Below are 22,303 nucleotides of genomic sequence, written 5' to 3'. Positions count from 1 at the left end.
AGAAAAGGGAGGCGCTGGAAAATGGTACATACACGACAGAAAAAATATGATACAATTACTCATTATTTGAAAACGAATGGCGGTTCCCAAGTTACCTTGACCTTTACCCAGTTTGATGAATTGTTATTCCCTCATTCTGGTTTACCAAAAACTGCTAAGACAGATGTCGATTGGTGGGCGAACGATTATAAGCATCCAGAAAAGGGCGCTTATGGTTGGTTGAATGCGAGTTACCAAGTAGTTCAAGTGAATTTGGAAAAAGAATATGTGGTATTTAATAAATTGCTGAAGTCAGCATGGTACGTTTAAACCAGGATTGTATCCGCTTTAAAAAACAAGAATGATTGACAAAAATTAACTTTACACTATAATATTTTTAATAGATAATGTTGAAAATTGAAAAAGGCAATGGTAAAAGGGGCTGTTAAAATGTCAAAAAAAACAATTATGTTAGTTTGCTCCGCAGGAATGAGTACTAGTTTACTTGTTACAAAAATGCAAAAAGCAGCATTTAATCAAGGCTTAGATGCCCATATATTTGCGGCTTCTGCATCGGAAGCAGAAACGAATTTAGAAAATAATCCAGTCGATGTGTTATTGTTAGGTCCACAAGTTCGTTATATGAAGAGTGATTTTGAAAAGCGTCTATCACCAAAAGGTATCCCAACAGATGTCATTAGCATGTCTGATTACGGCTTAATGAACGGGGAAAAAGTGTTGGAACAAGCCTTGGGTTTGTTAGCACAAGCAGATAAAAAAGAGTAAAAACAAGTTGTTTTTTCGAGAATTTTCGAAAAAGCAACTTGTCTTTTTTTATGACTTTAGTTAATTGGAATTGAGCTGAAACAGTCATTCTAGTTTATCAGTTCCATAAATTATAGAGCCGAAATTAGTCCTGTGAGCTAGAGAAAGACAACTGTCTTTAATTTTTTACTTTAATCTAGATACTAAAAAAACATACTTAACAATCTATTTTCTGAATAATGAACGCCTTTTTCCGTAGTCTGAAAGTTGTAATTCAAAGAATGATTAACAATATTTTTATATACGAGTCATTATAGTATGGCATAAGCATTTCGAATAACAGACTTATTCAGCAAATAAATGAGAGAGAATTCTGTTTTTGTTGTTTAAAAATAATGAGGTTATTTCATAAGGCATACTTTCTTCATACGTGATTTCTAAAGGACTATCTTTATCAAAAGAAATGATTTGTGAGTCAGGCATTGCAAGTAATATAGGTGAATGAGAGACAATAATAAACTGAGACCCCTCATCAATTAGTTTTTTTATAGATATCATTAAGGCTAGTTGGCGTTGAGGTGAGAGAGCCGCTTCAGGTTCATCTAACAGGTACAGACCATTTCCTCTAAACCGATGGTTCACCAGATTCAAAAAACTTTCGCCGTGTGATTGATGATGTAGGGATTTATCGCCATATTCAGAAAAATCTAAGTCTATATTTTCTGCATATGTAGCAACATTGTAGAAACTTTCAGCTCTTAAAAAGAAGCCATCCGTAGCACGCTTTACACTTTTTGCAACAGTTAAATAATTATGTAAATCCAAGTGAGTATCGTTTGTAGAGAAATTAAAATTAATACTACCGCCTTCAGGATTAAATCCCCAATTGACTGCGATTGCTTCTAATAAAGTGGATTTTCCAGTTCCATTTTCACCTGAAAAAAAAGTAATAGGTTTTTTAAAATTTAGTGAATTAAATTTATTCAGCCCTTCAATTTTTGAAAAAACAGAATCTTCTTCAAAAGCTTTGAGTTCTAGTCTTTTTAAAAAAATATTTTCCATGATAAAGCTTGCTCCTTTCTAGTCTTTTCAAATTAAAGCTTGGATTACTAGATATACTTTAACATTAATTTTTCTTTAAAGGTAGATAAATTTGTTATAAAAAATCTGCATATAGGTAAGTCGAAAGTGGAAGATTCGTGTAAACAATAAAGCGTATCAAGAGTTTGTTTAGTAGGTAACGACTAGATAAGAATAGAAAGATAACGGTGGGAGATTTCCTTTTTCGTAAAAAAGCTAGAGAAATGCGTATTTTATAAATGAGGTGGTTAACATGGAAGATTTGCATGGACGTAAAATAATTATTGAAGAAACAGAACCTTCAATACAGACAAAACTGGTTTATTTACCAACAATGTTAGAGCGTTCCCCCCTAACAATTCAATGTCAGCGGTGCGGAGAAGTCGTATCCAAAAAAGAAAACAGATTGGCGATAAATGCATACTACTGTCATGCATGCATTCAATTAGACCGTGTGACTTCTTGTCAAAAATTTTGTCATTTACCAGAAAGGCCCAATAGCCCAAGAACTGTCTTTTTTGAGTGGTCTGGACAATTAACAAAGGGACAGCAAGCGATCTCGGTTGAACTTTGTGAGACAGCAAAAATAAGAGAGAATCGCTTAGTGTGGGCAGTTACAGGTGCAGGCAAAACAGAAATGTTATTTGCTGTTTTACACCAAACCTTACAAGAAGGGGGGCGGATTGCGCTGGCTTCGCCGCGTGTCGATGTTTGCTTAGAACTGTTTCCCAGAATCCAAGCGGTTTTTCCTCATGAAGCAATTGCTTTACTCCACGGAAACAGTCAAGAATCGTATCGTTATACGAAACTAGTGATTTGCACCACCCATCAATTATTGAAATTCCATCAAGCGTTTGATTTACTTATCGTTGATGAAGTCGACTCTTTTCCTTTTGTTAATAACGAACATCTTTATTATGGAGTGCGTAACGCACGAAAAAAAAGAAGTAGTTTGGTGTACTTAACAGCAACGCCTACGAAAGAATTGCGGAAGCTTTTACAGCAAAAAAAGTTAGCAGCCAGTATTTTGCCAGCAAGATATCATCGTAGGCCATTACCTGTGCCACGCCGATTTTGGGTTCAGTCGTGGCAACGTCTTTCTAGCAAAAATATTAAAATCATTGCACATCATTTGAAACGTTTATTGGTGCGTAATTCAGTTTTACTATTTTGCCCAAGCATTTCATTAATTCACCAATTGCATGCATTAATAGCTGAGCGATTTTCCGACAAAGAAGTTGTCGCCGTTTATGGTAGTGATGAGCTTCGCCTAGAAAAAGTTCAAGCAATGCGTCAGCAGAAAACGGATATTTTGATCACTACAACCATTTTAGAACGTGGTGTGACTTTTGATGCTGTCTCAGTTATTGTTTATGGTGCTAATCATCGAGTCTTCACTTCTTCAACACTTGTCCAAATTGCGGGCCGAGTCGATCGAAGACAAGAATTCAATTACGGCGAAGTTTTATTTTTACATGATGGGGAAACAAGAGATATGAAAGAGGCGATTCGGCAAATAAAGCAAATGAATCGCTTGGCTAGCAAACGAGGGATGTTAGATGGATTGTAAAAATTGCGCAGAGCCCATTCGTTTGGAGATAACATTAAAAATGCTCTTACGTTTTAAAAAATGGGCGAGGCCTTCACTTTGCCAGCACTGCCAAGCAAAGTTCCAGAAACTGCCAATGATAGGCACTTGTTTTGGCTGTAGTCGAGTCAGCCAAGAGCGCTATTGTTTTGATTGTCGAAGGTGGCAGCTGCTTTATCCAGAGTATTCTTTTCATAATGCAGCGTTGTTTCATTATGATGAAGGAATGCAAGAGTGGATGGAACGCTATAAATTTCAAGGAGACTATCGCTTAAGAATGTGTTTTAACGAGGAAATCAACTTTTACTTTCAGCAACAATCTGCGGATTATATTATTCCGGTGCCCTTATCCGAAAAACGAATGCAAGAACGAGGCTTCAACCAAGTAATTGGCTTACTAGAAGCGGCTGATGTTCCGTACAGCCCTTTTTTAATTAGAAAAGAGGAAAATGTTCCGCAATCTAAGAAAACTAGAAAGGAAAGGATGCAGTTGCAACAACCATTTGCCATCCAAAAAGAAAACCAAAAAAAATTAAAAAAATGTTCTGTTATTTTGGTGGATGACATCTATACCACTGGACGAACTCTTTTTCACGCAGCGGCTGTTATCAATGACTGTTATCCTAAAAGTTTGAATACGTTTACTCTCGCGCGATAAAAAGAAAAGAATTCATAAATTTGATGACTATTTTGTTGGCAAAACCCAGATTATTCGATATAATGAAATTAAGAAGAAGGGAATTAAAGAGTGGTCCTTTAATCTTTTCTTTACTGGTAGATGAAAGGGGTAATTGTTATGTTTAGATATAATGTACGTGGAGAAAATATCGAGGTAACCGAAGCGATTCGAGACTATGTTGAGAAAAAAGTCGGTAAATTAGAAAGATATTTCAGCGATTCACCTGAAGCAACGGTTCACGTGAATTTGAAAGTGTACACTGAAAAAACAGCCAAAGTCGAGGTTACTATTCCTCTTCCTTATCTAGTTTTACGAGCTGAAGAAACGTCACCTGATTTATACGCAAGTATTGATTTGGTTGTCGATAAATTAGAACGACAAATTCGTAAATTTAAAACAAAAATCAACAGAAAATCTCGTGAAACAGGACGTAACAATACAAAAGCCGCTGTCTTCTTAGTTGGTGAAGAAACAGAAGAAACACCTTCAGAATTAGACATCGTTCGTACAAAACGTCTATCATTAAAACCGATGGACAGTGAAGAAGCTGTTTTACAAATGAACATGTTAGGACACAACTTCTTCATTTTTGAAGATGCTGAAACAAATGGAACAAGCATTGTTTACCGTCGTAAAGATGGCAAATATGGCTTGATTGAAACAGACTAAAGCTTAAAATAAGAGCTGAAATGCCTTCGTGCATTTCAGCTCTTTAAACATCTTTAAAGCACGGAGTAAAGAAAAAATAAAGAAATACATAAAATAACTTTAAAAGTTCCTCTTTTAAAGGAAAATGTCTGTAAAATAGAGAGAAATGGTTTTCTTTCTCGTCAAGTAATGATAAAATAAAACGGATAGATTGTGCTTCTTGTACAAAAAGGATACAAAAATAAAAAGAGGTAATTGAAAGGAACACAGATACCAATGGCAAATTTTTTGAAAAAAATGATTGAAAACGATAAAAAAGAATTAAGACGATTAGAAAAAATCGCCGATAAAATTGATGCACATGCAAGTGCAATGGAACAACTAAGCGATGAACAATTACGTGAAAAAACAGATGAATTTAAAGCCCGTTATCAAAAAGGGGAAACCTTAGACGAACTATTACCAGAAGCGTTTGCGGTTGTCCGTGAAGCTGCTAAACGTGTACTAGGTTTATTCCCATACCGTGTCCAATTAATGGGTGGGATTGTGCTTCATGACGGGAACATTCCTGAAATGAGAACAGGTGAAGGGAAAACCTTGACTGCCACAATGCCTGTATACTTGAATGCACTATCTGGCGAAGGAGTACACGTTGTTACAGTTAATGAATACTTAGCAACCCGTGACTCTAACGAAATGGGAGAATTATATAATTTCTTAGGCTTAAGCGTTGGCTTAAACATTAACTCTAAATCTTCTGATGAAAAACGTGAAGCGTATAACTGTGATATCACTTATAGTACAAATAACGAATTAGGATTTGACTATTTGCGTGATAACATGGTTGTTTATCGCAGCCAAATGGTTCAACGTCCATTAAACTATGCAATTGTCGATGAAGTGGATTCAATCTTAATTGATGAAGCAAGAACCCCATTAATTATTTCTGGACAAGCTGAAAAATCGACAGCACTCTATACGCGTGCCGATAATTTTGTCAAACGCTTAAAAGAAGACGAAGATTACAAAATTGATATTCAGTCTAAAACAATTGGTTTAACAGAAGCAGGGATTGAAAAAGCTGAACAAACTTTCGGATTGGATAACCTGTACGATATTGAAAATACAGCATTAACGCACCATTTAGATCAAGCGTTACGGGCAAACTATATCATGTTATTAGACATTGATTACGTGGTTCAAGACAATAAAGTCTTAATTGTTGACCAATTTACTGGTCGTATCATGGATGGTCGTCGTTATTCTGATGGCTTGCATCAAGCGATTGAAGCAAAAGAAGGCGTCGAAATTGAAGATGAAACAAAAACAATGGCGACGATTACGTTCCAAAACTACTTCCGGATGTACAAAAAACTAGCCGGGATGACTGGTACTGCTAAAACAGAAGAAGAAGAATTCCGTGAAATTTACAATATTCAAGTCATTCAAATTCCAACCAATCGTCCAATTATCCGTGACGATCGTCCAGATTTACTTTATCCAACCTTAGAAAGTAAATTTAATGCAGTGGTGGAAGATATTAAAGAACGTTACCACAAAGGACAACCAGTGTTGGTGGGGACTGTTGCGGTAGAAACGTCAGAATTACTTTCGGATAAATTAAACGCAGCTAAAATTCCTCATGAAGTATTAAATGCGAAAAATCACTTTAAAGAAGCCGAAATCATTATGAATGCCGGTCAAAAAGGCGCAGTTACAATTGCAACAAATATGGCTGGTCGTGGAACGGATATTAAACTTGGTTTAGGTGTACTTGAACTAGGTGGTCTAGCGGTTATCGGGACAGAACGTCATGAGTCACGTCGTATTGATAATCAGTTGCGTGGACGTGCAGGACGTCAAGGGGATCCAGGGGTTTCACAATTTTATTTATCTTTAGAAGATGACTTAATGAAACGCTTTGGTTCAGAACGAATTAAAACATTCTTAGAACGAATGAATGTGCAAGAAGAAGATGCAGTTATTCAAAGTAAAATGTTTACTCGCCAAGTAGAGTCTGCTCAAAAACGTGTGGAAGGAAATAACTATGACACACGTAAAAATGTCTTACAATACGATGACGTGATGCGCGAGCAACGTGAAGTTATTTATGCGCAACGACAAGAAGTAATTATGGAAGAAAATGACTTGTCTGATGTATTGATGGGCATGGTAAAACGGACGATTGGCCGAGTGGTGGATAGCCATACACAATTAGAAAAAGAAGAATGGAATTTAGATGGGATTGTCGATTTTGCAGCCTCAACACTTGTCCATGAAGATACGATTTCTAAAAAAGATTTAGAAAATAAATCAGCTGAAGAAATCAAAGACTACTTAGTGGCACGTGCGCAAGAAGTATTTGAAGAAAAATCTCAACAATTGAATGGTCAAGAACAACTGCTAGAATTTGAAAAAGTTGTCATCTTGCGTGTCGTCGATACTAAATGGACAGATCACATTGATGCAATGGATCAATTACGCCAATCTGTCGGCTTACGTGCGTACGGTCAAAACAACCCATTAGTAGAATATCAAACAGAAGGTTATTCTATGTATAACAATATGGTGGGTTCAATCGAATATGAAGTAACACGTTTATTCATGAAATCGGAAATTCGCCAAAATGTCCAACGTGAGCAAGTAGCTCAAGGACAAGCGGAACATCCAGAAACAGAACAAGATGCAGCTGCACAAAGCAACACAAGTGCGAAGCGTCAACCTGTGCGTGTAGATAAAAAAGTGGGCCGTAATGATTTATGCCCATGCGGAAGTGGCAAAAAATTCAAAAATTGTCATGGAAGAAACGCTTAATTAAAGAAAAAACGCAGGGTGGGGCAATTTGTCCCGCCTTTGCTCTTTTTACAATAAAAAGAAAGAAGGAATCATTTTGGAAAACCCAGAAATTCGTACATTATTAGACGAAATGACACAAAAAATTACTAGCTTCAGGAGGTCTCTTTGACTTAGACCAGTTAGAAGAAGACATTGCCGAGGCGGAAAATCAGATGGGAGAACCTGGTTTTTGGGACAACACAGAAACGGCTCAAAAGCTAATTAACGAAACCAATAGTTTGAAAGAAAAATATCAACAATTTCATCAGCTCTCTGAGGAACTTGACGAATTAACGGTGATGTTTGAATTACAACAAGAAGAATATGATGCAGAGATTCAAGAAGAATTGGAAGAAAGAATTCATCTCTTGCAAGAACGTTTAACAACGTATGAGCTATCCTTACTACTAAATGAGCCATATGATCATAATAACGCCCTAATTGAATTACACCCTGGTGCCGGTGGTACTGAATCACAAGATTGGGGAAGTATGCTTTTACGAATGTACACACGTTGGGCAGAAAGTCACGGTTTCCAAGTTGAAACGTTGGATTACCAAGCTGGAGATGAAGCAGGGATTAAAAGTGTCACCTTATTAATCAAAGGTTACAATGCTTATGGTTACCTAAAATCTGAAAAAGGTGTCCATCGTCTTGTGCGGATTTCGCCCTTTGATTCCGCTAAACGCCGTCATACTTCGTTTTGTTCAGTTGATGTAATGCCTGAATTAGACGACACAATAGAAATTGCGATCAATCCAGATGACTTAAAAATTGATACCTATCGAGCAAGTGGTGCTGGTGGTCAGCATATTAATAAAACAGAATCGGCTGTTCGAATCACACATATTCCAACAGGTACCGTTGTCGCAAGCCAAGCACAACGTTCTCAATTAAAAAACCGTGAGCAAGCAATGAGTATGTTAAAAGCCAAATTATATCAATTGGAAATGGAAAAGAAAGCCCAAGAAGCAGCAAGTTTACGTGGTGAACAAATGGAAATTGGCTGGGGCTCACAAATCCGTTCTTACGTGTTCCATCCGTATTCAATGGTCAAAGACCATCGGACAAATTACGAAACCGGCAATGTACAAGCTGTGATGGATGGAGACCTTGATGGTTTCATTGATGCCTACTTAAAACAGCGCTTAAGTTAAGCTCTTCATTAAATTGAAATAAAAATGTAACTTAATGCAAGAAGTTTGCAATATTGACATGTTATAATGAGTAGGATTGAAGAAAAAAGAGATGGAGAGAACGCCATGATTGAAATGAAAGATGTAATGAAGAAATATTCGAATGGTACAACAGCGATTCGGAATATTTCAGTAGAGATTGACCAAGGCGAGTTCGTCTATGTGGTTGGTCCCTCAGGTGCAGGGAAATCAACCTTTATTAGATTAATGTATCGTGAAGAAAAAGCAACAAAAGGTAATTTAACAGTTGCGGGTCATGATTTAATGAAAATAAAAAATAAAGAAGTTCCTTATTTACGTCGTGAAATCGGCATCGTTTTCCAAGACTATAAACTATTACCAAAGAAAACTGTGTATGAGAACGTGGCCTATGCGATGCAAGTTATCGGACGACGTCCTCGCGAAATCAAAAAACGCGTGATGGAAGTTTTAGATTTAGTCGGTCTAAAACATAAGGTACGTGTTTTTCCAAGCGAACTTTCTGGTGGGGAACAGCAACGGGTATCCATTGCACGAGCAATCGTAAATACACCGAAAGTTTTAATTGCCGATGAACCAACTGGAAACTTAGATCCAGAGAATTCATGGGAAATCATGAAATTGTTGGACCGGATTAACGCACAAGGAACAACAGTCGTGATGGCAACGCATAATAGCACAATTGTAAATACGATTCGTCACCGTGTTATTGCCATTGAAAATGGTCGCATTATCCGTGACCAAGTGGAAGGAGAATACGGCTACGATGATTAGAACATTCTTTTCTCATTTATTTGAAAGTATCAAAAGTTTAAAACGGAACGGTTGGATGACTGTTGCCTCAGCAAGTGCGGTTACAATTACATTAGTTTTAGTTGGTATTTTTATGGGCGTTATTTTTAATGCAACGAAACTTGCTGATGATGTCGAAAAAAACGTGACAGTGTCAGTTTTTGTCGATATTGGTACAAAACAAAATGAAATGAAAACATTAGAAAAACAACTTAAAGGATTAGACAATGTTGAAGATATTTCTTATTCAAACAAAGATCAACAATTGAAAAAAATCCAAGAACAAATGGGGGATGCCTGGAATCTTTTCGAAGGCGACAGTAACCCATTATACGATGTGTATTATGTCCGTGCAAAAACACCAGAAGACACGAAAGATATTGCGAAACAAGCAGCTAAATTCCCAAGTGTTTTTAAAGCCGATTACGGTGGTGTAAACTCAGACAAAATCTTTAAAATCGCTCAAACCGTTCGAACTTGGGGCTTAGCAGCTGCTGCATTACTTTTATTCGTTGCAGTGTTCTTAATTTCCAATACCATTCGGATTACGATTTTATCTCGTCAAAAAGAAATTCAAATTATGCGTCTTGTAGGAGCGAAAAACAGTTTCATTCGTTGGCCGTTCTTCTTAGAAGGTGCTTGGATTGGGTTGATTGGCGCAATCGTGCCAGTCATTATTATGACGTTAGGCTACCATCAAGTTTATAACATGTTTAACCCGCAGTTATTGCGTTCGAATTATTCATTAATTCGTCCAGAAGATTTTATCTGGAAAGTCAATCTATTAATGATTGCAACAGGAATGATTATTGGATCACTAGGTTCAGTTATTTCAATGCGTCGTTTCTTGAAAATTTAAACGAAAAAAAGCTCTCCATTTTGGAGAGCTTTTTTTGTTTTAGTTTTAAAATACTTGTTATTTAATTTAAGAGTTTTCTCAGTTGTACCAACAAATTGATAACTTATAATTTTCAAGTCCTACATATAATGGTAAAATAGAATAGATTGAAATTAATTGGAGGAATAATGAATCGATGAAAAAAAGATTGCTATTATTTATTGGTTTGGCAAGTATACTTACTTTAACAGGATGTGCAAAATGGATTGATCGTGGTGAATCCATCACAGCGGTAGGCTCATCAGCTTTACAACCATTAGTAGAGACAGCGAGTGAGGAATATCAAAGTCAAAATCCAGGAAGATTTATTAATGTCCAAGGTGGCGGAAGCGGAACAGGTTTGAGTCAAGTCCAATCTGGCGCGGTAGACATTGGTAATTCTGATTTATTTGCAGAAGAGAAAAAGGGCATCAAAGCGGAAGACTTAATTGATCATAAAGTTGCTGTCGTTGGGATTACACCAATCGTTAACAAAAATGTCGGTGTCAAAGATATCTCAATGGAAAATTTAAAGAAAATCTTTTTAGGTGAAGTAACAAACTGGAAAGAACTTGGCGGGAAAGACCAAAAAATTGTTATTTTGAATAGAGCGGCCGGTAGTGGTACGCGCGCTACTTTTGAAAAGTGGGTCTTGGGAGATAAAACAGCCATTCGTGCGCAAGAACAAGATTCCAGCGGCATGGTTCGTTCCATTGTTTCTGATACACCAGGAGCGATTAGTTATACCGCATTTTCATATGTTACTGATGAAGTAGCTACGTTAAGCATTGATGGTGTTCAGCCAACAGATGAAAATGTAATGAACAATAAATGGATTATTTGGTCTTATGAACACATGTACACTCGTAAAAATCCAAGTGATTTAACCAAAGAGTTTTTAGACTTTATGTTGTCAGATGATATCCAAGAACGTGTGATTGGTCAATTAGGGTATATTCCTGTTTCGAAAATGGAAATTGAACGGGATTGGCAAGGAAATGTCATTAAATAATTCTCTTAACACAAAATTTACAAAATTAACATAAAATTTACATGTTATTAAAAACAAATTGATGTAAAAAAGGTACACTATTTTTATCTGTAAAAGTTGGATTGTTTGAGGAGGAAATATTCTTGGAAGATGTACAGAAAAAATTATTAACAAAATCGAAAAGAGCCAAGATGGAGCAACGAGGGAAATTTATTAGTTTCCTATGTATTGCCTTAATTGTAGCAGTGGTTGTTTCAATTTTCTATTTTGTTGCAAGTAAAGGACTTGCTACATTCTTTAAAGATAAGATTAATGTGTTTGATTTCTTATTTGGAACAAACTGGAACCCAAGTGATATCGGCGCAGACGGTAAACCCATGGTTGGGGCTTTACCAATGATTGCGGGTTCCTTTATTGTAACGTTTTTGTCAGCGATTGTTGCGACGCCATTTGCGATTGGAGCGGCTGTTTTTATGACAGAAATTTCACCTAAAAAAGGAGCGAAATTTTTACAACCAGTTATTGAATTACTTGTAGGGATTCCCTCTGTTGTATATGGATTTATTGGTTTATCTGTCATTGTTCCTTTTGTCCGTTCAATCTTTGGCGGAACTGGCTTCGGTATTTTAGCTGGTACGTTTGTGCTATTTGTCATGATTTTACCAACGGTTACTACGATGACCGTAGATGCATTAAAAGCTGTGCCTCGACATTATCGTGAAGCGTCGTTGGCGCTTGGTGCTACGCGTTGGCAAACGATTTATAAAGTTGTCTTGCGGGCAGCTGTGCCTGGTATTTTAACTGCGGTTGTCTTTGGTATGGCTCGTGCGTTTGGTGAAGCCTTAGCAATCCAAATGGTAATCGGAAATGCAGCTGTGATGCCAACTAGTTTGACGACACCAGCTTCGACACTAACAAGTATTTTGACAATGGGGATTGGGAATACAATTATGGGAACAGTAGAAAACAACGTTCTTTGGTCTTTAGCCTTAATTCTATTGTTGATGTCTTTACTATTCAACATTGTTATCCGAATTATCGGTAAGAGAGGAGCCTTAAAATAATGAATGCAAAAAAAGCAGATAAAATCGCAACAGGTATCTTATATGCCGTATCTGGCGTCATTGTTTTAATTTTGGCGGCCTTACTGATTTACATTTTAGCTAGAGGAATTCCACATATTTCGTGGGAATTTTTAACACAACCATCCAGAGCCTATCAAGTTGGTGGCGGGATTGGTATTCAGCTTTTTAACTCACTATATTTACTATTGATTACAATGATTATTAGTATTCCAATTTCATTGGGTGCTGGAATTTACTTATCGGAATATGCGAAAAAGAATTGGTTAACTGATTTAATTCGTACCTCGATTGAAATTTTAAGTTCATTGCCTTCCGTTGTTGTCGGGCTGTTCGGCTTCTTGATTTTCGTTGTACAAATCGGATATGGCTTTTCAATCTTATCAGGTGCGTTAGCATTAACATTTTTTAACTTACCATTATTGACTAGAAATGTTGAGGAATCTTTGAAAGCCATTCATTATACACAGCGTGAAGCGGGGTTAGCCTTAGGTCTTTCACGTTGGGAAACAGTTAAAAAAGTTATTTTGCCAGAAGCGTTACCAGGAATTTTGACAGGTGTTATTTTGAGTTCTGGTCGGATTTTCGGTGAAGCCGCTGCGTTAATTTATACAGCAGGACAAAGCGCACCTGCCTTAGATTTCAGTAATTGGAATCCATTGAGCGTTTCAAGTCCAATTAGCATTTTCCGTCAAGCGGAAACGTTGGCTGTGCATATTTGGAAAATTAATACCGAAGGAACGATGCCAGATGGCGCTGCGGTCTCAGCAGGTGCCTCCGCTGTGTTAATTTTAGTAGTTTTACTTTTCAATTTCGGCGCTCGTTTTATCGGCAACCGTCTTTATAAGAGAATGACATCAGCTTAATGTTAGGGGAATTAGCATGAAAGAATACAATTTAAATGATACCCATTTACTTCAACTAGATAGCCAAAAAGACCCGATTGCGTTACACACGGAAGACTTACATGTCTTTTACGGGGACAATGAGGCTATCAAAGGTGTTGATTTACAATTTGAAAAGAACAAAATAACCGCCTTAATTGGACCTTCTGGTTGCGGTAAATCCACGTATTTACGTTCGCTAAATCGTATGAACGATGGCATTGCCAATTCACGTGTTACTGGAAAAATCATGTATAAAGATGTCGATGTCAATACGAAAGAAGTTGACGTCTACGAAATGAGAAAACGCATTGGCATGGTTTTTCAGCGGCCCAATCCATTTAGTAAATCTATCTATGAAAATATCACATTCGCATTGAAACAGCATGGTGAAAAGGATAAGAAAAAATTAGATGAAATCGTTGAAACAAGTTTGAAGCAAGCCGCACTTTGGGATCAAGTGAAAGATAACTTAAACAAAAGCGCCTTAGCTCTGTCTGGTGGGCAACAACAACGTTTGTGTATCGCTCGGGCAATTGCGATGAAACCAGATATTCTGTTGTTAGATGAACCGGCAAGCGCGTTAGATCCGATTTCAACAGGAACGGTTGAAGAAACGTTAGTGAATTTAAAAGATGATTACACGATCATCATTGTGACACATAACATGCAACAAGCGGCGCGGATTAGTGACTATACAGCTTTCTTCTATATGGGTAAAGTCATTGAATACGACCATACAAGAAAAATCTTTACACGACCAAAAATTCAAGCAACGGAAGACTACGTTTCAGGACATTTTGGTTAGGAGGAGCAAGATGGGCAAAGAAATTATTTCATCAAAAGATTTACATTTATATTACGGGAAAAAAGAAGCATTGAAAGGCATTGATTTAACTTTTAATCAAGGAGAATTAACTGCCATGATTGGTCCTTCTGGTTGCGGGAAGTCAACGTATTTACGTTGCTTGAATCGTATGAATGATTTAATCCCAGACGTAACTATTACTGGAAGTGTTGTCTATAAAGGAAAAGATATTTATGGACCGAAAACAGATAACGTTGAATTACGTAAAGAAATTGGCATGGTTTTCCAACAACCTAATCCATTTCCATTTTCAGTTTATGAAAATGTTATTTATGGCTTGCGCCTAAAAGGAGTCAAAGACAAGCAAGTCTTAGATGAAGCAGTTGAAACCAGTTTGAAAGCTGCTGCCGTTTGGGAGGATGTCAAAGATAAACTTCACAAAAGTGCACTTTCACTTTCTGGTGGACAACAACAGCGGGTTTGTATCGCTCGTGTTTTAGCTGTGGAACCGGATATTATTTTATTAGATGAACCAACTAGCGCCTTGGACCCAGTTTCTAGTGGTAAAATTGAAAACATGCTGTTAACATTAAAAGAGAAATATACCATGATTATGGTGACACATAATATGTCACAAGCATCACGGATCTCTGATAAAACGGCCTTCTTTTTACAAGGTGATTTAATTGAATTTAATGACACGAAAAAAGTATTTTTAAATCCAAAAGAAAAACAAACAGAAGATTACATTTCTGGTAAATTTGGTTAAAAGGGGGAAAAAGAATGTTACGGACACAATTTGAAGAAGAACTATTGAATCTGCACAATCAATTTTATGAAATGGGTATGATGGTTAGTAGTGCCGTCCATAAATCTGTTAAGGCATATATTAATCATGATAAAAAATTGGCTCAAGAAGTGATTGATCGCGATATTGAAATTAATGATATGGAAGTCAAACTTGAGAAAAAGAGTTTTGAAATGATTGCGTTACAACAACCAGTGACAACAGACTTACGTATGATTATTACTGTTATGAAAGCTAGTTCGGATTTAGAAAGAATGGCGGACCATGCCGTTTCAATTGCTAAATCAACGATTCGCTTAAAAGGAGAAACACGTATTCCTGAAATCGAAAAAGAAATTTCAGATATGTCTGATTATGTGAAAAAAATGGTGGATAATGTTTTAATCGCCTATGTTAAAACGGATCAAAAAGATGCACGAATGATTGCACAAATGGATGATCGTACTAATGAATATTTCGATAGTATTTACAAACATGCCGTAGAAGCAATGAAAGCTAATCCAGAAACGGTCATTAGCGGAACTGATTATCTACATGTGGCACAATACTTGGAAAGAATTGGCGACTATGTCACAAATATTTGTGAGTGGATTGTTTACTTGGCAACTGGTAAAATTACCGAATTGAATAGTAATCGTGACGAACAATTTTAAGAAAAACAAATAAAAAAACTAGGAGACGGCCTTTTTTAGACCAATTCCTAGTTTTTTTAGCATAAAATGAACTGATTTTATAAAACTAGTCCTTACTAATGAGAAGAAATCGTTCTTAAGTCCTATGACAAATGATCAAAAACAAGGCATAATAATGCATGTAAGGAAAACACTATTGAGTGAAAAATTTGCTAAGGAGGCAATATCCATGAAAGAAAGAGAACGCGTATTAGAATTAGTGAAAAAAGGTATTCTAACGTCAGAAGAAGCGTTAATTTTATTAGAAAATATGGCAACTGAAAAAGATGAAAAACAAATCGAAAAAGCTGCTGAAAAAGTTGATACACAAAATATTGGAACAACAAATAAAGAAGATCAAGTCGCAGATTTAATGGATGCATTAGAAAAAGGCGAATCAGAAGGACCTACTGTTGATTCGTTTGAAGAAAATACACAGGACAGTGCAGAAAAAGATCGTGAAAACTTAGAAAGAATTCTTGATGAGTTAGCAACAAAAGCCAATCGTGCTTCGGCTGAATTGGACGAAGTCAACGCAGAAATTGCCGGCATCAAAGAAGAAATTAAAGAAGTCGCAGAAGAAATTGGAACATTAGATACAAAAGAAGAATTAGATGCATTAACAGAAGATGAACAAGTTCAACGAAAAGACTTGCACGTTTTACTTGCACAATTAGAAGAAAAATTAGCGACTCAAAGTACTGAAAAAACAGCACTGGAAGAAGAACTAAAAAACATTCGTAAAGAACAATGGAAAGGTCAATGGAATGATACAAAAGAAAAAGTTTCTTCTCAATTCTCTGAAGAGTGGAAAGATCAAGCCACAGACACCTTTAACCAAGTCGGCGGCAAAGTTGCCGAAGTTGGCGGCCAAGTGGGAGAATTCTTGAAAAAAACATTTAATTCTTTCAGTGATACCATGAATGATAATGTGGAATGGAAAGACATTAAAATGAAAGTTCCTGGTGTGGCAACAACTAAGTTTGAACATGAGTTTAACTATCCAAATCCACAAGCAAGTTTAATTGATGTCAAGGTAGCAAATGGTACCGTGGTTTTCAAAACTTGGGATCAAGAAGATGTGAAAGTCGAAGCAAAAATCAAATTATATGGTAAAATGGCAGGAGATTCACCAATGGAAGCTTTCTTAGAACGAAGTGACATTGATGTGGATGATGAAACGATTTCTTTCCAAGTGCCAAACAAACGGGTGAAAGCAGATTTAACGTTCTATTTACCAAAACGCACTTACGATCATGTATCTGTTAAATTATTAAACGGAAATGTCTTAGTAGAAGAGTTAACAGCGAAAGATGTTTACACAAAATCAACGAATGGGACGATTACGTTTAAAAAAATTGATGCAACTATGTTAGAAATTGAAGGCGTGAATGGTGAAATTAAAGTCCTAGAAGGAACGATTTTAGATAACATTATTGAAACAGTCAATGGTGATGTGTCTATTTCCGCGGCACCAGAAAGTCTAAGTGTCTCTCTGATTAATGGAGATATCCGCATTACAGCTAAAGAAAAAACGCTTCGCCGTGTTGAAGCAAGCTCTGCAAATGGGAATATCAAGTTGGCCTTGCCAAATGACTTAGGCGTTGAAGGGCAAGTGAAAACGAATTTAGGTAGTATTAACAGCCGTTTAACAGATATTGAAGTTGTTCGTGAAAAGAAAGATCGCGGCAATCAACAATTACATTTTAGACGTGTACTGGAAGAATCAATGGCTCAAATTAATGCTTCTACAACAACGGGAAGTATTTTCCTAAAAGATACGGATAAATAATTAATAATTTTAAGCTAGATGGGCTGACGAATCAGCCTTTCTAGTGTAAAATTTAGTAGACGAGGTGAAAACATATGAAAAGAAAACTAACAAAATCTCCGAATAACGTGGTTTTAACAGGAAGCTTAGCTGGGATTGCTGATTGGCTAGGAATTGACCCAACAATTATTCGTGTTGTTTATGTCTTGCTCAGCTTTTTCTCAGCAGGATTTCCAGGCATTCTCTTATACATTGCCTTAGCAGTCTTGATCCCTTCTGGAAGAACAGGAAGCGATCGCGGCTACGGCCATCAAAATCCTTATAATAGAAATGTTCGCAATGAAAATCCTTATGCTTCCAATAAAAAGCAACGTAAAGAAGCGGAAAAAATTGATGATGACGAATGGAGTGACTTTTAATGACATATTTTCAGCGATTGGTTGTTAATACACTGACATTCATTTCTTTATCAGTTGTTTTTCCTGGCATGATTCATGTGAGAGGCATAATGCCTGCAATTATTGCCGCCTTTGTTCTCTCAATCCTAAATATGTTGGTGAAACCAGTCTTAACAATCTTGTCGCTCCCATTTACTTTATTAACGTTTGGTCTATTTAGCTTTGTCGTCAATGCAGCGATTTTACAAATGACCTCGTTTTTTGTGGGGGAAATGAACTTTGGCTTCTCAAGTTTTTGGGCAGCGGTGCTAATGGCTGTAATTATGTCAATTGTCAATACGATCGTTACGGATCACAATTTATCTAAATATGAATAAAAAAGCCTGAAGAACGTAGCATAAAATGCGTTCTTCAGGCTTTTTCGATGGTTAAATTTTCTAGGTGACATTCTGGATGGCGGCTGATATAGCCATATAAAATGTTTAAAAAATCAACTTGTTGCTTCGAGTAATGCTCAATTGTTTTCGGTGGTTTTTTGGGCATGATTTTTTTTGCTAGTTCAAGCGATGAATATTTTTGAAACGTTTGTTTAGTTACAACACGTGTTGCTACCACCAAGCCTTGGTAAATTAAATAGTATTTGATTTTTTTCTGACAAGGTAACCACATCAGTTGCCAATCTCGTTGGTTAGCTTGACTAATTCGTTGATTTTGGTTTGCAAAGCGCGTCAGAAAGAGCCAATCTTCTTTGAGTTTTGCCGCTTTTTCGAAGGCTTGTTTTTCAGCAGCTTCTTGCATTTGTTGAGCAATTCGTTTGATTGGTTCTCGTCCTTGATTATGGAAAAAGTCGAACAATTCTTGTTGAAATAGTTCGGTCGGAATGGCACTCTCTTTTTGAAAGGTTTGATGCCAATAGTTGGTTGGGACGAGATCGTAGATACTATCCAAAATTATTTTTAAACGGTTTAATTTTCGGCGAATCGAATAAGGACCAAAACAGTTCTCTTTAGTGGGAATATTTAAGAGTTTAATCTCTAATTGCCGCTCATTAACGGCTACCGATACATAAGAATATTGTTCATAAGCATTCATTTGGCGATTGTAGCGCGGCCGATACTGTTGAATCAGTTGACATTCTAGGAGGAGCGCATCCAATTCTGTGTCAGTATGGAGAACATCGAAGTCTATAATTTGTTTGACTAAACGCATCGTCTTTCGAGAATGTTGATGACTATTAATAAAATAGCTCGACACGCGATTTTTTAATTTTTTGGCTTTACCCACATAAATAATTGTGTCGGTTGCGTCTTTCATTAAATAAACACCAGGCGTTAACGGTAATTGATGGGCTTTTTCCTTTAAATATTCTTTCATAAGTTTCCTCTTTTCTTAAAAGGATCGGCTTCAAGTATACAAAGTTTTCTGAAATAGTCAAGTAACAGAAATAGCATAGGTAATTTCACTGAAAAATAGTTTCATTTTTTTGAAATATGATAATTCTAGGAATTATCTAGTGAATAGCTAGAAACTTGTATTTTTAAATGATAAAATATAACAAGTAGCAGAAAGGACTGACATTCGATATGACAGAAGTGGTAAAGATTTATCAACTGATAGAAAATCTTTCTTTAGAAGTAGTATATGGAGATGAAGAAAGCTTAAATAGAACAATTAAAACTGGTGAAATTTCCCGGCCAGGTTTAGAATTAACTGGGTATTTTAATTATTATTCCCATGACCGTTTACAATTATTTGGGAGCAAAGAAATTACCTTTGCGGAACGAATGATGCCTGAAGAGCGTTTATTAGTGATGCGCCGTTTATGTGCGAAAGATACTCCAGCCTTTATAGTATCCAGAGGACTAGAAATCCCCGAAGAATTAATTACAGCAGCAAAAGAAAATGGGGTTTCTGTATTACGTTCACCGATTTCAACTTCCCGTTTACTAGGGGAACTATCCAGTTATTTAGATGGCCGTTTAGCTGTTCGGACAAGTGTCCATGGGGTTTTAGTTGATGTTTACGGACTTGGTGTTTTGATTCAAGGAGATAGCGGTATTGGTAAAAGTGAAACAGCTTTAGAGCTTATTAAACGTGGACATCGGCTAATCGCAGACGATCGTGTCGATGTTTATCAGCAAGATGAATTAACCGTGGTGGGAGAGCCACCAAAAATTTTGCAGCATTTAATTGAAATTCGTGGTATTGGAATTATTGACGTCATGAACCTGTTTGGAGCTAGTGCGGTCCGTGGCTTTATGCAAGTTCAATTGGTCGTTTATTTAGAGGCGTGGGAAAAAGACAAGAAATATGATCGCCTCGGTAGTGATGATGCAATGGTTGAAATAGCTAACGTTGATGTCCCTCAGATTCGTATTCCTGTTAAGACCGGCCGAAATGTGGCCATTATTATTGAAGTGGCAGCAATGAACTTCCGCGCGAAAACAATGGGCTATGATGCAACAAAAACGTTCGAAGAGCGCTTAACCCGTTTGATTGAAGAAAATTCAGGAGAATAGAAGGAGAAGATGTGATGATGTTAGCTCAAGTAAATTCAATTGCATTTCGCCTTTTCGGTATTCCCGTCTATTGGTATGCAATTATTATTGTTTCAGGGATTGCTTTAGCTGTTTGGCTAAGTAGTCGTGAAGCCGTTCGTGTTGGTTTAAAAGAAGATGATGTCTTTGACTTTATGCTCTGGGGATTACCTGCAGCAATTGTTGGCGCGCGCTTGTATTACGTCGCTTTTCAATGGCAAGATTATGTAGACAATCCGATTGAAATTTTCTTTACTCGAAATGGTGGCTTAGCGATTTATGGTGGTCTTATTGGTGGGGGACTGGCGCTGTTTTTCTTTACGCGTCATCGTTTCATTTCTACATGGACTTTTTTAGATATTGCCGCACCAAGTGTGATTTTAGCGCAAGCAATTGGTCGCTGGGGCAACTTTATGAATCATGAAGCCTATGGGCCAGCGACCACCAGACAATTTTTAGAAAATCTTCATTTACCATCGTTTATCATTGATAACATGAATATCAACGGAACGTATCATCAACCAACATTTTTATATGAATCTGTCTGGAATGTTTTAGGCTTTATCGTTTTAGTGTTATTACGCAAAAAGCCACACTTTTTAAAAGAAGGCGAAGTCTTTTTAGGTTATATAATATGGTATTCTTTCGGCCGCTTCTTCATCGAAGGGTTACGGATGGACAGTTTGTATGCGTTTAGTAATATTCGTGTCTCACAATTGTTGTCTTTAGTGATGTTCGTGGCAGCAATTGTTATTGTGATCGTTCGTAGAAGAAATCCCAATTTGAAATTTTACAATCGGGAGAAACAAAAGAAAAAAATAACAACTTCTTAATCCAACTTGATCGAAGAATATGGTAAACTAGAGAAGCAACGTTGTTTAGCGAAAGGAGAGTTTCACCGATGAAACAAAAAGTCGCTGTTTTAGGACCAGGTTCCTGGGGGACAGCTTTAGCTCAAGTATTAGCCGAAAATGGACACGAGGTCTGTATTTGGGGAAATAAACCAGAGCAAATCGATGAAATAAATACAAAACATACCAACAAACATTATTTACCAGAATTAATCTTACCTACTTCAATTCAGGCAACCACTGATTTAGCCACTGCTTTAGTAGATGTGGATGCGGTACTGTTTGTGGTACCAACTAAAGCCATTCGTTCAGTAGCACAAGAAGTGGCCCAATATTTAAAAACAAAACCAATTATTATTCATGCAAGTAAAGGGCTCGAACAAGGTACACATAAGCGGATTTCAGAAGTGATAGCGGAAGAGATTCCAGCAGAAAAACGGCAAGGGATTGTGGTTTTATCTGGTCCAAGCCATGCAGAAGAAGTCGCTGTTCATGACATTACAACCATTACAGCAGCAAGCGAAAATTTAGCAGACGCTGTGTATGTGCAAGAGTTGTTTATGAATGATTACTTTAGAATTTATACGAATGATGATGTGATTGGTGTAGAAACAGGGGCGGCCTTAAAAAATATTATTGCTTTGGGCGCCGGAGCGATTCATGGCTTAGGCTTTGGTGATAATGCCAAAGCGGCAATTATGACTCGTGGTTTAGCAGAAATTAGTCGTTTAGGGGTTGCGATGGGAGCAAACCCATTAACATTTATTGGTTTAAGTGGTGTTGGGGATTTAATTGTTACTTGTACAAGTGTCCATTCTCGAAATTGGCGTGCGGGTAATTTATTAGGAAAAGGCCATAAGTTAGATGAAGTCTTAGAAAACATGGGCATGATTGTGGAAGGTGTTTCAACAACTAAAGCAGCCTATGAATTGGCACAACAACTAGAAGTCGAAATGCCAATCACAGAAACAATCTACAATGTCTTGTACAATGACGAAGATGTACAACAAGCAGCAAAAGAAATCATGTTGCGCGATGGCAAAACCGAAAACGAATTTACACTTGATTTTTAGGAGGAAAAAAG

Annotated in this window: 23 protein-coding genes; 21 read left to right on the top strand and 2 right to left on the bottom strand. The window is 36.9% G+C overall.

From position 1 onward, the window contains the following. The first annotated feature begins 21 nt into the window (after positions 1 to 21). Positions 22 to 309, top strand: a complete 288-nt coding sequence (locus IGM09_RS07290) for a DUF7662 domain-containing protein (protein WP_002357286.1) — start codon at positions 22 to 24, stop codon at positions 307 to 309. 120 nt (positions 310 to 429) lie between these two features. After that, entirely contained in the window at positions 430 to 765 is a 336-nt protein-coding gene (locus tag IGM09_RS07285) for a PTS sugar transporter subunit IIB (RefSeq protein ID WP_002360150.1), read from the top strand. A 324-nt stretch (positions 766 to 1,089) separates the two neighbouring features. Here the strand turns inward: IGM09_RS07285 and IGM09_RS07280 are convergent, their stop codons facing one another. After that, a complete protein-coding gene (locus IGM09_RS07280) occupies positions 1,090 to 1,806 on the bottom strand; it encodes an AAA family ATPase (RefSeq protein ID WP_010712529.1) in 717 nt (238 codons plus the stop codon). 271 nt (positions 1,807 to 2,077) lie between these two features. Here IGM09_RS07280 and IGM09_RS07275 point away from each other — a divergent pair, with 271 nt between their 5' ends. The 16 genes from IGM09_RS07275 (at position 2,078) to IGM09_RS07200 (ending at position 18,208) form a co-directional block, all read left to right on the top strand. Continuing rightward, a complete protein-coding gene (locus tag IGM09_RS07275; protein WP_033625004.1) occupies positions 2,078 to 3,394 on the top strand; it encodes a DEAD/DEAH box helicase in 1,317 nt (438 codons plus the stop codon). Next, positions 3,384 to 4,070, top strand: a complete 687-nt coding sequence (locus IGM09_RS07270; RefSeq protein ID WP_033625002.1) for a ComF family protein — start codon at positions 3,384 to 3,386, stop codon at positions 4,068 to 4,070. The genes IGM09_RS07275 and IGM09_RS07270 overlap by 11 nt, the downstream gene beginning before the upstream one ends. Before the next feature lie 138 nt (positions 4,071 to 4,208). Continuing rightward, positions 4,209 to 4,760 (top strand): ribosome hibernation-promoting factor, HPF/YfiA family, encoded by a 552-nt coding sequence (hpf, locus tag IGM09_RS07265; RefSeq protein ID WP_002357293.1) that lies wholly within the window; start codon positions 4,209 to 4,211, stop codon positions 4,758 to 4,760. A gap of 255 nt (positions 4,761 to 5,015) precedes the next feature. Then, positions 5,016 to 7,553 (top strand): preprotein translocase subunit SecA, encoded by a 2,538-nt coding sequence (gene secA, locus IGM09_RS07260; RefSeq protein WP_002381826.1) that lies wholly within the window; start codon positions 5,016 to 5,018, stop codon positions 7,551 to 7,553. 76 nt (positions 7,554 to 7,629) lie between these two features. Continuing rightward, positions 7,630 to 8,731 (top strand): peptide chain release factor 2 gene (prfB, locus tag IGM09_RS07255; RefSeq protein WP_104662261.1). Its coding sequence is split into 2 segments (ribosomal slippage): positions 7,630 to 7,701 and positions 7,703 to 8,731, totalling 1,101 coding nucleotides; the frame shifts between segments, so codons are not numbered across the junction. 105 nt (positions 8,732 to 8,836) lie between these two features. Continuing rightward, the gene (ftsE, locus tag IGM09_RS07250) at positions 8,837 to 9,523 is read left to right on the top strand and encodes a cell division ATP-binding protein FtsE (RefSeq protein WP_002361935.1); all 687 of its coding nucleotides are present in this window, start codon (positions 8,837 to 8,839) and stop codon (positions 9,521 to 9,523) included. Beyond that, positions 9,516 to 10,400 carry a permease-like cell division protein FtsX gene (ftsX, locus tag IGM09_RS07245; RefSeq protein WP_002360154.1) on the top strand — a complete coding sequence of 295 codons (885 nt, stop codon included), beginning with the start codon at positions 9,516 to 9,518 and terminating at the stop codon, positions 10,398 to 10,400. The genes ftsE and ftsX overlap by 8 nt, the downstream gene beginning before the upstream one ends. Positions 10,401 to 10,575: 175 nt before the next feature. Beyond that, positions 10,576 to 11,430: a phosphate ABC transporter substrate-binding protein PstS gene (locus IGM09_RS07240; RefSeq protein ID WP_002357298.1), complete on the top strand. Its 855-nt coding sequence runs from the start codon at positions 10,576 to 10,578 to the stop codon at positions 11,428 to 11,430. A 122-nt stretch (positions 11,431 to 11,552) separates the two neighbouring features. Then, the gene (gene pstC, locus IGM09_RS07235) at positions 11,553 to 12,473 is read left to right on the top strand and encodes a phosphate ABC transporter permease subunit PstC (protein ID WP_002357299.1); all 921 of its coding nucleotides are present in this window, start codon (positions 11,553 to 11,555) and stop codon (positions 12,471 to 12,473) included. Then, positions 12,473 to 13,357, top strand: coding sequence for a phosphate ABC transporter permease PstA (pstA, locus tag IGM09_RS07230; protein ID WP_002357300.1), 885 nt, complete (start codon positions 12,473 to 12,475; stop codon positions 13,355 to 13,357). The genes pstC and pstA overlap by 1 nt, the downstream gene beginning before the upstream one ends. A 16-nt stretch (positions 13,358 to 13,373) precedes the next feature. Beyond that, positions 13,374 to 14,183 carry a phosphate ABC transporter ATP-binding protein PstB gene (gene pstB, locus IGM09_RS07225; protein ID WP_002357302.1) on the top strand — a complete coding sequence of 270 codons (810 nt, stop codon included), beginning with the start codon at positions 13,374 to 13,376 and terminating at the stop codon, positions 14,181 to 14,183. Positions 14,184 to 14,193: 10 nt separating this feature from the next. Further along, a complete protein-coding gene (pstB, locus tag IGM09_RS07220; RefSeq protein WP_002357303.1) occupies positions 14,194 to 14,952 on the top strand; it encodes a phosphate ABC transporter ATP-binding protein PstB in 759 nt (252 codons plus the stop codon). Between the two features lie 14 nt (positions 14,953 to 14,966). Further along, positions 14,967 to 15,644, top strand: coding sequence for a phosphate signaling complex protein PhoU (gene phoU / locus IGM09_RS07215; protein WP_002357304.1), 678 nt, complete (start codon positions 14,967 to 14,969; stop codon positions 15,642 to 15,644). A gap of 208 nt (positions 15,645 to 15,852) precedes the next feature. Continuing rightward, a complete protein-coding gene (gene liaX / locus IGM09_RS07210; protein WP_002360155.1) occupies positions 15,853 to 17,454 on the top strand; it encodes a daptomycin-sensing surface protein LiaX in 1,602 nt (533 codons plus the stop codon). Between the two features lie 74 nt (positions 17,455 to 17,528). Then, positions 17,529 to 17,852, top strand: a complete 324-nt coding sequence (locus tag IGM09_RS07205) for a PspC domain-containing protein (RefSeq protein ID WP_033625001.1) — start codon at positions 17,529 to 17,531, stop codon at positions 17,850 to 17,852. Then, positions 17,852 to 18,208 (top strand): phage holin family protein, encoded by a 357-nt coding sequence (locus tag IGM09_RS07200; protein ID WP_002357307.1) that lies wholly within the window; start codon positions 17,852 to 17,854, stop codon positions 18,206 to 18,208. The genes IGM09_RS07205 and IGM09_RS07200 overlap by 1 nt, the downstream gene beginning before the upstream one ends. Positions 18,209 to 18,242: 34 nt before the next feature. On the opposite strand, the gene IGM09_RS07195 is transcribed toward IGM09_RS07200, so the two are convergent. Continuing rightward, positions 18,243 to 19,205, bottom strand: a complete 963-nt coding sequence (locus tag IGM09_RS07195; protein ID WP_002374708.1) for a GIY-YIG nuclease family protein — start codon at positions 19,203 to 19,205, stop codon at positions 18,243 to 18,245. Positions 19,206 to 19,414: 209 nt separating this feature from the next. Between IGM09_RS07195 and hprK the strand changes: the two genes are divergently transcribed. From hprK to IGM09_RS07180, 3 genes are all read left to right on the top strand, one after another. Further along, complete coding sequence (gene hprK, locus IGM09_RS07190) at positions 19,415 to 20,350, top strand: HPr(Ser) kinase/phosphatase (RefSeq protein WP_033625000.1); 936 nt, start codon at positions 19,415 to 19,417, stop codon at positions 20,348 to 20,350. Between the two features lie 17 nt (positions 20,351 to 20,367). Further along, a complete protein-coding gene (lgt, locus tag IGM09_RS07185) occupies positions 20,368 to 21,201 on the top strand; it encodes a prolipoprotein diacylglyceryl transferase (protein ID WP_016618333.1) in 834 nt (277 codons plus the stop codon). Positions 21,202 to 21,269: 68 nt separating this feature from the next. Continuing rightward, the gene (locus IGM09_RS07180) at positions 21,270 to 22,292 is read left to right on the top strand and encodes an NAD(P)H-dependent glycerol-3-phosphate dehydrogenase (protein WP_010713347.1); all 1,023 of its coding nucleotides are present in this window, start codon (positions 21,270 to 21,272) and stop codon (positions 22,290 to 22,292) included. The last annotated feature ends 11 nt before the right edge of the window (positions 22,293 to 22,303 follow it).

It is taken from the genome of Enterococcus sp. DIV0167 (genome assembly GCF_050541555.1).
Taxonomy (GTDB): Bacteria; Bacillota; Bacilli; order Lactobacillales; family Enterococcaceae; genus Enterococcus; species Enterococcus faecalis.
Note: the sequence above shows the minus strand (reverse complement) of the source record. Positions and strands in the feature narration are given on the sequence as shown.

What these genes read in the sequence shown, in the direction of transcription:
- IGM09_RS07290 (WP_002357286.1), top strand. Translation starts at nt 22, where the DNA reads ATGGTACATACACGACAGAAAAAATATGATACAATTACTCATTATTTG.
- IGM09_RS07285 (WP_002360150.1), top strand. Translation starts at nt 430, where the DNA reads ATGTCAAAAAAAACAATTATGTTAGTTTGCTCCGCAGGAATGAGTACT.
- IGM09_RS07280 (WP_010712529.1), bottom strand. Translation starts at nt 1,806, where the DNA reads ATGGAAAATATTTTTTTAAAAAGACTAGAACTCAAAGCTTTTGAAGAA.
- IGM09_RS07275 (WP_033625004.1), top strand. Translation starts at nt 2,078, where the DNA reads ATGGAAGATTTGCATGGACGTAAAATAATTATTGAAGAAACAGAACCT.
- IGM09_RS07270 (WP_033625002.1), top strand. Translation starts at nt 3,384, where the DNA reads ATGGATTGTAAAAATTGCGCAGAGCCCATTCGTTTGGAGATAACATTA.
- hpf (WP_002357293.1), top strand. Translation starts at nt 4,209, where the DNA reads ATGTTTAGATATAATGTACGTGGAGAAAATATCGAGGTAACCGAAGCG.
- secA (WP_002381826.1), top strand. Translation starts at nt 5,016, where the DNA reads ATGGCAAATTTTTTGAAAAAAATGATTGAAAACGATAAAAAAGAATTA.
- ftsE (WP_002361935.1), top strand. Translation starts at nt 8,837, where the DNA reads ATGATTGAAATGAAAGATGTAATGAAGAAATATTCGAATGGTACAACA.
- ftsX (WP_002360154.1), top strand. Translation starts at nt 9,516, where the DNA reads ATGATTAGAACATTCTTTTCTCATTTATTTGAAAGTATCAAAAGTTTA.
- IGM09_RS07240 (WP_002357298.1), top strand. Translation starts at nt 10,576, where the DNA reads ATGAAAAAAAGATTGCTATTATTTATTGGTTTGGCAAGTATACTTACT.
- pstA (WP_002357300.1), top strand. Translation starts at nt 12,473, where the DNA reads ATGAATGCAAAAAAAGCAGATAAAATCGCAACAGGTATCTTATATGCC.
- pstB (WP_002357302.1), top strand. Translation starts at nt 13,374, where the DNA reads ATGAAAGAATACAATTTAAATGATACCCATTTACTTCAACTAGATAGC.
- pstB (WP_002357303.1), top strand. Translation starts at nt 14,194, where the DNA reads ATGGGCAAAGAAATTATTTCATCAAAAGATTTACATTTATATTACGGG.
- phoU (WP_002357304.1), top strand. Translation starts at nt 14,967, where the DNA reads ATGTTACGGACACAATTTGAAGAAGAACTATTGAATCTGCACAATCAA.
- liaX (WP_002360155.1), top strand. Translation starts at nt 15,853, where the DNA reads ATGAAAGAAAGAGAACGCGTATTAGAATTAGTGAAAAAAGGTATTCTA.
- IGM09_RS07205 (WP_033625001.1), top strand. Translation starts at nt 17,529, where the DNA reads ATGAAAAGAAAACTAACAAAATCTCCGAATAACGTGGTTTTAACAGGA.
- IGM09_RS07200 (WP_002357307.1), top strand. Translation starts at nt 17,852, where the DNA reads ATGACATATTTTCAGCGATTGGTTGTTAATACACTGACATTCATTTCT.
- IGM09_RS07195 (WP_002374708.1), bottom strand. Translation starts at nt 19,205, where the DNA reads ATGAAAGAATATTTAAAGGAAAAAGCCCATCAATTACCGTTAACGCCT.
- hprK (WP_033625000.1), top strand. Translation starts at nt 19,415, where the DNA reads ATGACAGAAGTGGTAAAGATTTATCAACTGATAGAAAATCTTTCTTTA.
- lgt (WP_016618333.1), top strand. Translation starts at nt 20,368, where the DNA reads ATGTTAGCTCAAGTAAATTCAATTGCATTTCGCCTTTTCGGTATTCCC.
- IGM09_RS07180 (WP_010713347.1), top strand. Translation starts at nt 21,270, where the DNA reads ATGAAACAAAAAGTCGCTGTTTTAGGACCAGGTTCCTGGGGGACAGCT.